The 10,235-nt window shown below is 30.2% G+C and carries 8 protein-coding genes and 3 pseudogenes; 7 read left to right on the top strand and 4 right to left on the bottom strand.

Annotated features, from left to right (window positions below):
- The first annotated feature begins 679 nt into the window (after window positions 1–679).
- From AD998_21645 to AD998_21630, 4 genes and pseudogenes are all read left to right on the top strand, one after another.
- The gene (locus AD998_21645) at window positions 680–994 is read left to right on the top strand and encodes a hypothetical protein (GenBank protein ID KOY84347.1); all 315 of its coding nucleotides are present in this window, start codon (window positions 680–682) and stop codon (window positions 992–994) included.
- 1,409 nt (window positions 995–2,403) lie between these two features.
- Window positions 2,404–2,838 (top strand): annotated as a pseudogene (locus AD998_21640) (hypothetical protein).
- A gap of 442 nt (window positions 2,839–3,280) precedes the next feature.
- Window positions 3,281–3,700, top strand: a pseudogene (locus tag AD998_21635) (hypothetical protein).
- Between the two features lie 700 nt (window positions 3,701–4,400).
- Window positions 4,401–4,982, top strand: a complete 582-nt coding sequence (locus tag AD998_21630; GenBank protein ID KOY84346.1) for a hypothetical protein — start codon at window positions 4,401–4,403, stop codon at window positions 4,980–4,982.
- A gap of 179 nt (window positions 4,983–5,161) precedes the next feature.
- On the opposite strand, the gene AD998_21625 is transcribed toward AD998_21630, so the two are convergent.
- The 3 genes from AD998_21625 to AD998_21615 form a co-directional block, all read right to left on the bottom strand.
- Window positions 5,162–5,797, bottom strand: a complete 636-nt coding sequence (locus AD998_21625) for a hypothetical protein (GenBank protein KOY84345.1) — start codon at window positions 5,795–5,797, stop codon at window positions 5,162–5,164.
- 26 nt (window positions 5,798–5,823) lie between these two features.
- Window positions 5,824–6,279 (bottom strand): hypothetical protein, encoded by a 456-nt coding sequence (locus tag AD998_21620; GenBank protein KOY84344.1) that lies wholly within the window; start codon window positions 6,277–6,279, stop codon window positions 5,824–5,826.
- A 68-nt stretch (window positions 6,280–6,347) separates the two neighbouring features.
- Entirely contained in the window at window positions 6,348–6,533 is a 186-nt protein-coding gene (locus AD998_21615; GenBank protein KOY84343.1) for a general stress protein CsbD, read from the bottom strand.
- A 711-nt stretch (window positions 6,534–7,244) separates the two neighbouring features.
- Here AD998_21615 and AD998_21610 point away from each other — a divergent pair.
- Complete coding sequence (locus AD998_21610) at window positions 7,245–8,468, top strand: hypothetical protein (GenBank protein KOY84342.1); 1,224 nt, start codon at window positions 7,245–7,247, stop codon at window positions 8,466–8,468.
- An 80-nt stretch (window positions 8,469–8,548) separates the two neighbouring features.
- Here the strand turns inward: AD998_21610 and AD998_21605 are convergent, their stop codons facing one another.
- Entirely contained in the window at window positions 8,549–8,824 is a 276-nt protein-coding gene (locus AD998_21605; GenBank protein KOY84341.1) for a hypothetical protein, read from the bottom strand.
- 324 nt (window positions 8,825–9,148) lie between these two features.
- On the opposite strand from AD998_21605, the pseudogene AD998_21600 reads away from it, so the two are divergent.
- Together AD998_21600 and AD998_21595 are read left to right on the top strand one after the other, a co-directional pair.
- A pseudogene (locus AD998_21600) lies at window positions 9,149–9,598 on the top strand (hypothetical protein).
- A 151-nt stretch (window positions 9,599–9,749) separates the two neighbouring features.
- Window positions 9,750–10,235, top strand: a complete 486-nt coding sequence (locus AD998_21595; protein ID KOY84340.1) for a hypothetical protein — start codon at window positions 9,750–9,752, stop codon at window positions 10,233–10,235.

The following is a 10,235-nucleotide window of genomic DNA, read 5'->3' as shown; positions in this document are numbered from 1 at the left end:
ATCTTTTTGATATAAATGAGCAATATCATCTGTTTTGAAGCTTTCAATACCTTCAAAAAATCTCTATTTATAGTTCATAAAAACGTGGATGGTATTAGTGACAATCAGAAATGTTTTTTGATTTAGATGAAATAAGTTGCAAACTTGCTCCATCTAATGTATGAGTTAAGACTTAATCCAGAGTGGGAACTAGAGTTGCAAGAAAAAATAGAAGAATAAAATGTTGTAAACTATACTTTGAGCGAGTCCAAGCCAATATCCGAATTTTAATTCAGAAATGTGTGAACGCAAAGTGAATGATAATACGTAAATGGTTTTGCCTATAGAATAAAGAATATGAAGTATATAAATGGCACCTATTAATTTAAATGTGAAACTCAGACTACTTGTCTCTGGATAACTTTGCAGATAATTTAGACACCCAATTAAATAAATAATAGCCCATAGAAATGAGATTATAGGCATAATTCGATTGCTAAACAGTGTAAGTCCCCTCATTTCTTTAAAGGTATCTCTAAACTTATAAGTGTAATAGATATACATGATTACAAAATAGGCGTTTAAGGCGAGTAATATTTTATTTATAATCACTAAGTGACCAATTTGGGCAGATATTGAAAGAGAATTTTCTATTTTTGAGGAAGTTTCGGTATGAGGAAAGCCACAAAACAGGCAGTAGATGCCAAAGAATATACTAGCAACTAGGACTACTTCAATCAAGACAAAGATACAAATAATAGCATTAAATAAAGTAGACTTGGAGTCGCTACCATTGGGAGAAAACATACCACGTTCTCCTGTGATGGTCTCTGCTATAATAGCTGGGAAAATAACAATAAGCATCATGACTCCTGTGCCTGAGATCATCAAAAAGGCCACAATAAGGATGATTGTGATGAGCAAACAAATTGCAAAAATAGCCATTGCTGTCATGTGTCTATCAAATATGTTCTACAAAAAAAACAAAGTTAATAGTTTTGAAAAACAATGGTGAACATATTTCATTCTATTTGAATGGTTGCCTTCCTTAAGAACTTCTCCACAGGTATTTATATGACAGCATATAATCTTAGCCTTTGGCTATGAATTTTGACAATCCAATTTATTGGAAAACAAAAAATATTTAAGAGGATGAAGCCCAAGTTATTTAAATTCTGGAGAAAAAATCGCCTACGGACTGAGTCAGAAGAGTAAAATTCACAAAGGTTTAGAAGTTGGTTATCGAACTTATTTGTTGAGAGTTCCAGAGCATAAATTTTCGATAATTGTAATAGGAAATTTAGAATTGTTTAATTCATTGAAACTATCTTATGGTATTCTGGATTTATATCTTACAACGTATGCAAGAGAAAAAAATCACACCTAATTACACAAATAATGATTTAAAAAAATGGATGGTGATTATGAGATACGCCTTGGAAATTTTTTCTCATTGGTTGCAAAAAATAATACACTGTTTTTCAAATACCTGAGTTTTCAATCAGAAGAGCTACTTCCATTTTTTGCTGAAAATGTGTTTTCCTTTTCTTCCAAATCCTGATAAAATAAATTTAAAAGAATTTACTGGTATGTTTTACAATGATGAATTTTATGGTAATCAATATTTTTTCGGAAGAGTACTATTTATCCGAAATAAAAAAATGAAATTGTGAGTTATACATTATCAGGACAAAATCTGTCAGATATTTTTTTAGAAAAATTGAATAATACTGTTGCCAATATGAATTTTGAATTAGGTGGAGTGATATACAAATTTACATTTTTGTGCCTCTAAACTATTATCTGCAATTTTTCAAACTTTTTTTACAAGAATTGTAAAGTCATCAGCACTTGAAAACAACTTTGCAATACATTCATGTCAGTGAAGAAAGTATCAAAAAGATAAAAAGTCCATTAGATAATTTATAAAAGTGTATTGCATATTCTGTATTATTTTTAATATAAAATACTAATAAACAATATTTTATATTGCAGTATACATTTTGATATAATTCTTTTTAAGAAAACACATATATTGCGTATATTTATGAGTTAGTATTAATTACCCAAACAATTAAGTAAGTATAACATAAAGATTCAAACATGAGGCTATTTAACTTAACTATTTTCGTTTTGTTTTTTGGAATAAATATTTTGTATGGACAAACAACAGAAACAAAAAGAACTTATTATAAAAATGCTGATGGAAATATTGTTTCTGAAAAAACCATTGATTCCACTATGTCTGCATTGACAAGTAAAATGAGCAAATTGGGAATGATTGCTTATAAAGACTTCAAAAACAAAATTGAAAAAGGAGATAGTATCATTTACGAGTTTAGAATTCATGTTCTTGATAGTGCTTCACTGGATAATTTTATAAAAGAAAAAGAACATAAAAAGAAAATAATTGGGAAACCACTTCCTAACTTTGTTTTAAAAGATATAAATGATAAAACTTTAAAATTTGAAGATTTTAAAGGAAAACCAATGGTGATAAATCTTTGGTTTACATCTTGTTTACCATGCATACTTGAAATACCTGAATTAAATAGACTTAAAGAATTACCCGAATATTCAGGAATAATTTTTTTAGCTATCACTTTTGAAACAAAAGAGAAAGTAAAAAAATTTTTGAAGAAAAAGGAATTTAATTTCACACATATCGTTAATGCGAGAGAATATTGCGAATATTTTACAAGTGCTTATCCAGTAAACATATTTGTTGATAAAAACGGAATTGTTACAAATTTAGAAGGAGGAATGCCTTTAGTTGTTGAGAAAGATAAAAAGCCAGATTTAAAAAATTCAAAAGTTGACTCAAAAAGCTTTGTGTACGAATTGAATAAGATAAAATAAAACTACCACCCATTAGGTGTGCCTATCAAAATCACATTGTCTCCAAACATCACAAATATGGAAAATATGATCCTATTAAAAATTTTATCAAAAAAATTCTTTAATAGGATTTTTTTAATAATAACTCATACATAATCAGGTATTTGTCAACTTACCATGAAAGATTATGCTTACGCTGTTTAGAAATACCCAAAAAACGCCTAATTTTAAGACAATCTACTTTATTCATTTTTTATACTTATAAATTAGGTGCATAAAATTAGAATCGCTCAAAGGGCTTTATTTGTAAAAAATGAGCATGATTTTGATAATTTTCTAAGAAAAAAAGAGTTTTTTCAGAGACTGCCGTTAGAGCCAAGTTTAAGACAGACCAATGGACAGAGAATATTTTCAATTTTATGACGGAGACAAAATGGGTATTATGACCATTGAAAATGGAGTAATTATTCCTGCGATTTATGACTTTATTGAACCTTTTTCAGGTGGACTTTTTAATGTAACTCAAGCAGACACTCACGCCTATTTTGACTCTAACGGAAAAATTGTTCTTCCTTTTCAGAATAAATATGAATCATACGGAAATTTTACTGAAGGACTCGCACGGATTAAAATAAATGAAAAATGGGGATACATAGACAAAACAGGACAAGAAATAATAGAGCCACAATTTCATTTTGCAGAGGAGTTTTCAAACGACATTGCTGTAGTAAGAAATATTGATGACAAACATGGAGCAATTGACAAAACAGGAAAATTAATCATCGACTATCAATTTCGTATTCTAACTAAATTTGAAAATGGTTATGCAAAATTTGGTGATTCTAAAACTTATGGACTTATTGACAAATTCGGAGAGATTGTAGTTCCTCAAGAATACATTCACATTGGACCAGTTGAAAACAATGAAGTTAAAGTTCAAATTAAAGAGGGTGAAAAGTATAAGGAAGGTGTTTTGACAATTGGAGGTTCAGTAGAATGGAATAACAACCTAGATAAAGTAAATGAATTTAATCTTAAACGAAAACAATTCATTTCAATGTCCGAAGAACTTATTCAAACAATTTACAGTGAAGGTTGCCCCTGCGAATATCAAAGATTTAGAAACTTTATACAATGGGACAAGCCTGTTAGTTTCCTTGACCAAGAAGAAATTTTTTTTATTTTCTCAAAGCATTTGGAAAAAGATGGCGATAGTTCTTTTAAATGTAAATCTTGCGGAACAATCTATCTGCAAAGTTGGGAAGAGTATAGTATAGCATTTCAAGTAATTAATGTCAAAATAACAAAGACAGGAAATTTCAAAGAGAAAGGAGCGAAAGTGCAGTCTGTGATTCCAGTTACTCTTGGATTTCATGGCTACGACTTAGAAAAATTAAAAAAAACATATAAACATACAGACAACGAAACAGTGATTAATTACCTGAAAGAAAAACCTAGCATTAACAGCAACTTGCCAAAAGTGGGACGTTCGTGGTGGCAGAGACTTTTCGGCTCCAAATAAACATTAGTGGTAGCTGAAAGGTCGGAGCATTTTAGGACGACAACTAACAGATAATAAACATTTGGACTCAATACTATTTATAGGACTTTTAATTTTAGTGTTCATAGGAATCCCAATTGGACTTGGACTCTTGTTCTATTTCATTCCTAAAAGACTCGGCTATCCAAAAACTGCTAAATACTTGACAATTGCATACAGACTTTTTGTATTGACAATAGGTCTTTGTATTGCATTTGAAGACCAACTTTTCACGAAGAATAATGCAAAAGAATTAGTTGAAGAACAGGACATTAAAATGACAGACGACTTTGAATTATTGAAGAATGAATCTATGTCTGCAATTGGCGACTACTACCACACATTTACATTAAAAATATCAGAACGTGACAAACAAAATGCAATCACTAAAATAAAAAGTGCAGACAATTTTAAATCGAACAATGATTCCTTAGAGATATTAATGTATCAACCTGCTCCTGACAGGTATTTCGGTAAAAAAATTGTTCAGAATTATGAGACCAAAGAATCCTATATTCGAGAATATTTTAAACCAAGTGGACGTGAAGGCTACGCACCAACATTCAGAAGAATATCAATAAGTAAAACCAATAACGAACTAACATTTGAAGACATTGACGAATAAAAAACGCCCTATAACATCAGTAATTTTTGCCCAACTCAGACTTAAGCATGACAAATAGTAAAATAGAGAAAAAACATTTCTTATACAGCCCTTTTAAAAGGGCTGTATTTAAAAATGACTTCAAAATTTACTTTCCTTAAAATTTTTGTAAAAACAGTCTAGAAAAACTTGTGTTTTTTCTAGAATCTATATCCAATGGTGGCCTGATACCAAGCATTTTTATAACGAGGAGTTGTAGAGTTTCCATCACCACTATTATTTCTTAAGTCCCAACCAGTTCTCAAACTTACAACCATATGTTGTTGAATATTCACATCTACACCACCTGTAAAACAAAGTGTATTTTTACGGATATCGTCATTTTCAAATTCTTGTTGTTGAAGAATGGTTGCTCCATTGTTTGTAAATTTCTCTTTTCTTCGCAAGAGGTAAGAATATTGAGGACCAGCCAGTATGGTAATAAACTGAGCAGGTTTTATGGCAATCAATAAGGGTACATCTAAATAGGTTGTTGTACGAGTAAATTCGTAATTACTACCTAAAAGAACACCTTTTCCTTGAAAACCTTTCTGAGAAATTAAAGCTTCTGGCTGAACACCTAAGTATTTGCCTATAGGGATAGAAAAGAAAACACCTCCAGCAAACCCAAATCTGCCATCAGCTGTAAATTCTTCACCTTTAGAATCATAAATATTGGCGTAATTTGCACCAGCTTTTAGTCCCAAATGGAATTTTTCTCTACTATCATCATCCTGTGCAACACTAATGTGTGTTGAAAGAGTAATTAACACGATTATATAAAATAGTTTTTTCATTTTTTTATAGTTTAAGTTTGTAAAAATTAATATTGAGTAGTTTTAAGACGATTGATATCTTCTGAAACCTCATTAATATCATGGCTAAGGTCTTTTTTAAATGCTTTCCATTGATTTTCACCTTCTATTTGATAACTTTCCAGTTTCTCTTTCATTTTTTGATTTTTTTCTTCTAGTTCAGTTATCTTCTGAGTATATTTATCTTTTATTTCCTGCTTTTCAACAGCTATTTTTTCCTTGAATACCATAATTTTTTCATCATTTTTAATCAATGCGTTCAAAAATGCTGTTCTAGTTTTTCTTACATCTTCCAAATATTCTTTTTGGGCTTCTTCCAACTCTTTATCTGCCTTATCAAGTTGTTTATCTACTTTTTCCACTTTATTTTCAGCATCTTCAACTTTTTGTGAAGGAGTAGTACAATTCATAAAAGTGATACATACAGATAAATATGTAATAATTAATAATTCTATCTTTTTCATGATGTTAAGTTTAGAAGTGATATGTTATAGAAACCATTATGTATAATGGCTCATAAAGTAAAGGGGTATTACACTCCACTAATTAGTTTAAGAATTTCTTCTTTTGTTTTTCCAAGTTTGGTTTGTAGTCTTCCCACCAACTCATCTTGTTTACCTTCTTCAAAAAGTAAATCATCATCAGTAAGGATGGCATATTGTTGTTTCAATTTACCTTTCAATTTATTCCAAGTACTTTTTTCATCTATGAAGCTCATAAAATTTTTGGTTTAAGGGTTTATTGCTATCAACGTAAGAATAATGGTTTTGATAGCCATACAAAGGTAGGTCTAATTTGAAAGCTAAGCCTTACACAATCCTTGCTATATCTTGTATATATATCATATTACTATATTTCAAATACTTGAATCATTTAAAAAAGTATGATATGTGTAATTTTATGATTCATATCTGTAATTATATATTCAAAAAGAATTAACAGTTTTGTATATTCATAGAAACTTTAACAGTCATGCATATAATCATTAAAATAAACAAGGGTTTGAAAATACAAGGAAATAAAGGTGTATTATCAAGAAACCTTCAAAATACAGGCATGAACTTAAAATTTGAAGAAGTAAAATATAAAGAATTGCTAAAGCGAATTAAAGGCAGGCTTGATGAGAAACAAGCAGAGGAAACTTAATATAATCAAAAATTCCCCAGTTAAAACTAAATAAAAATCCTTAGTAAAATAGAGCAGTCTCATGCTCTCTATTTGATGTTAGAGTAAAAACAGTATTTTTTAATACTGTTTTTTGTATTTCTAAGAACAAAAAATATAAAAATACATATTTAAAACCTTCTTTGCAAACTCTTTTTATCTATATTTGAATAATAAGTACCTAGTTTTTTCACAGATTGACGTTATAGGCGAGCATGTTGGACACCAACAAAAATTGAGTAGAGTGATTAACTTTGAAAAATAAATGAATATATACCTTGCTCTTACAATCCTAATTTGCTTATCAGCAGGTTTTGCTTATGTGAACCAACGATTTTTGAAACTGCCATTTGTAATTGGATTGTTCTTTTTATCAACTGTTTTATCTGTTTTTGTAATCAGCTCAAAATTATGGCTAAACATTCCTCTACAAGAAATTAAAACATATATAGAACTTGCTAATATTGATAAAATTGTACTCAACTATTTATTAGGGTTTTTACTTTTTGCAGGTGCATTGCATACCAATTGGAACAACCTTAAACATCAAATAAGACCAATAGCAACTTTTGCATTAGGTGGCGTTTTGCTTTCCACAATCATTATTGCTACTCTATTTTATGGATTGACTCAAATTTTCAACTTAAACATTAGCTTTATCTATTGCCTAATTTTTGGAGCGTTAATATCACCTACTGACCCAATCGCTGTTTTAGGAATTTTGACAAAAGCTAATGTTCCCAAAGGGGCAGAATATACAATTGTTGGTGAGAGTTTATTTAATGATGGGGTTGGCGTAGTTATTTTTATTGCATTGTTAGACACATTAAGCACAGGTGAATTTAGCCTTTCACATTTTGGGCTTTTATTTATACAAGAAGCCATAGGTGGGATTTTAATGGGGCTTGCATTGGGCTACTTTCTTTACTTACTTTTAAAATCAATTGACCATTATCAAACAGAAATTTTATTGACACTTGCTTTTGTAATGGCAGGATATACTTTGTGTAATTATTTGCATCTTTCAGGAGCTTTGTCAATGGTAGTAATGGGTTTAATGGTAGGCAATTTTAGACAAGACGTTGCAATGAGTGACACTACACAAGAGTATGTTCATAAATTTTGGGAATTAGTTGACGTTATTCTCAATGCGGTTTTATTCATCTTAATTGCTTTTGTTCTCATTGTAATTGACTTCAAGACAAAGTATATTTGGGTCGGACTAATTTCAGTTTTCATAGTGTTGCTCTCAAGAATAATAATTGTTTATCTTCCTCATTTAGTATTTCCAAAACTTCTGAAACTAACAAACAAAGAAGTAAAAATAATTAGTTGGGGTGGTTTACGTGGAGGACTTTCATTGGCTTTGGTATTATCGTTACCAGACAGTGAAACAAAAAATATACTTTTAATTGCAGCATATTTCTGTGTACTGTTTAGCATAATCATACAAGGATTAACAATTGAAAAGCTTGCAAAACGACCTTAACAAAATGCCTGCCTGCCTATAACACAGTACAACCCCTATTAAATTAAGGTAAAACACTGGCATGTGTCTTGCTAAAAGCCTCATTTTTCCGAAACGATCTTCAAAAAAAATGATTTTGATTTTCTTGTAAAGTCGGAGAATTCTCTAAATATTATATACCTTTCTCTTAATTTAATGGGTATGAACATCAATAACTGTTGTACAACAACAAAATGCCAATGGCTTTTTTTAAGATGTCTCGCTCCAATTCCAAGTTCTTGTGCCAGTTCTGCAATATTGGAACGTTCATTACCCAATTCTACAGTTTTCATCTTGAATACTGTATCATACACTTTACGGATAAGTTTCTGTTTCATTTTTCAAAAGTAAGAGTTTTTTGGCTCACGTCAACCTCTGGTTCTCCTAACTCTTTCTCCCACCTAACCATTGACTAATCTTTTGACAAAGTGTGAATCATACAACTTAAAAACTTACTTGTGTAACAACTAAGTTTGAATTTGAGATTAGCTTTACATGATAATTAATCTTAAGCAATTAAAATGAAAAAGTTATTTCTAATCTATTCCATACTCATAACAACAATTAGTTGTTTGATAATAACTTCTTGCAAAAATAAAAAGACAGAAGTAAAAAGAACAACCAAAGAACGTATAGATGCAGGAGCTAAAACTATTGAAAATATGCAATCAGCATATAAAGGAGAGAAAACAGCAACAGCTAAATATGAGGCATTTTCAAAAAAAGCTGAAGAAGAAGGCTATCATAACATTGCAATATTATACAATGCAGTTTCAGCAGCCGAAAATATACATGCAATAAATCATAAAGCTGTGATTGAAAATGCTGGAGCAACGGTTCCTATAATAACTCCTGAATATAAAGTTAAAACCACAAAAGAAAACTTGTCTGATGATATAAATGGTGAGGCTTATGAAGCTAAAACCATGTATCCTAACTTTTTAGAAACAGCAGAAATTGCAGATAACCAAATTGCATTTTTAAGCCTGACTTATGCAATGAAAACCGAACTAAAACATAAATTCTTTTTTGAACAGGTCTTGGGCAACATTAATAATAACACTTTAAACAGTTTGCCTTCTATATATTTTGTTTGTCCTGCTTGTGGTAACACTTATACCACAGCACCCAATCATTGCGACTTTTCATTAACAGAAAGGAAAAAATTTATCGTGTTTAAATAACAATAACTCATTGCTTAATATGATTTCTATCATTCTTATATTAAAATATAGTTATAATTTTTGACTAAAATAAATTAAAATGAACCAAACACATATTCATTTACTCATTACACATCTTCCGATTTTTGGTTCAATTTTAGGTGGACTCGTCCTTGTTCACGGACTTTGGACAAAGAGTAATCAGACAAAGATTGCTGCATATAACCTTTTTATAATTTCTGCAATTGGGGCTGGCATTGCTTATCTTACTGGTGAAGTAGCAGAAGAAACAGTAGAAAAAATACAAGGTGTTTCTGAAGCTACTATTAAAATACATGAGGAATTTGCATTATTTGCTTTAATATCATTAATCATTTTGGGAGTTGCGTCTGTTGCAGGTTTGTTTTTAACTTTGAGAAAATCTTCACTCATAAGATCAACAGCATTTATAATTTTATTTATTGCCCTAATTAGTTTTGGTCTTGTTGCAAGAACAGGTTATCTCGGAGGTCAAATCAGACATACCGAAATTTCGAATGGTACGACAGTTCCAACACAGAATTCAGAAAACGATAAAGATGATTAA

The sequence above is a fragment of the bacterium 336/3 genome (assembly GCA_001281695.1).
Classification (GTDB): domain Bacteria; phylum Bacteroidota; class Bacteroidia; order Cytophagales; family Thermonemataceae; genus Raineya.
Note: the sequence above shows the minus strand (reverse complement) of the source record. Positions and strands in the feature narration are given on the sequence as shown.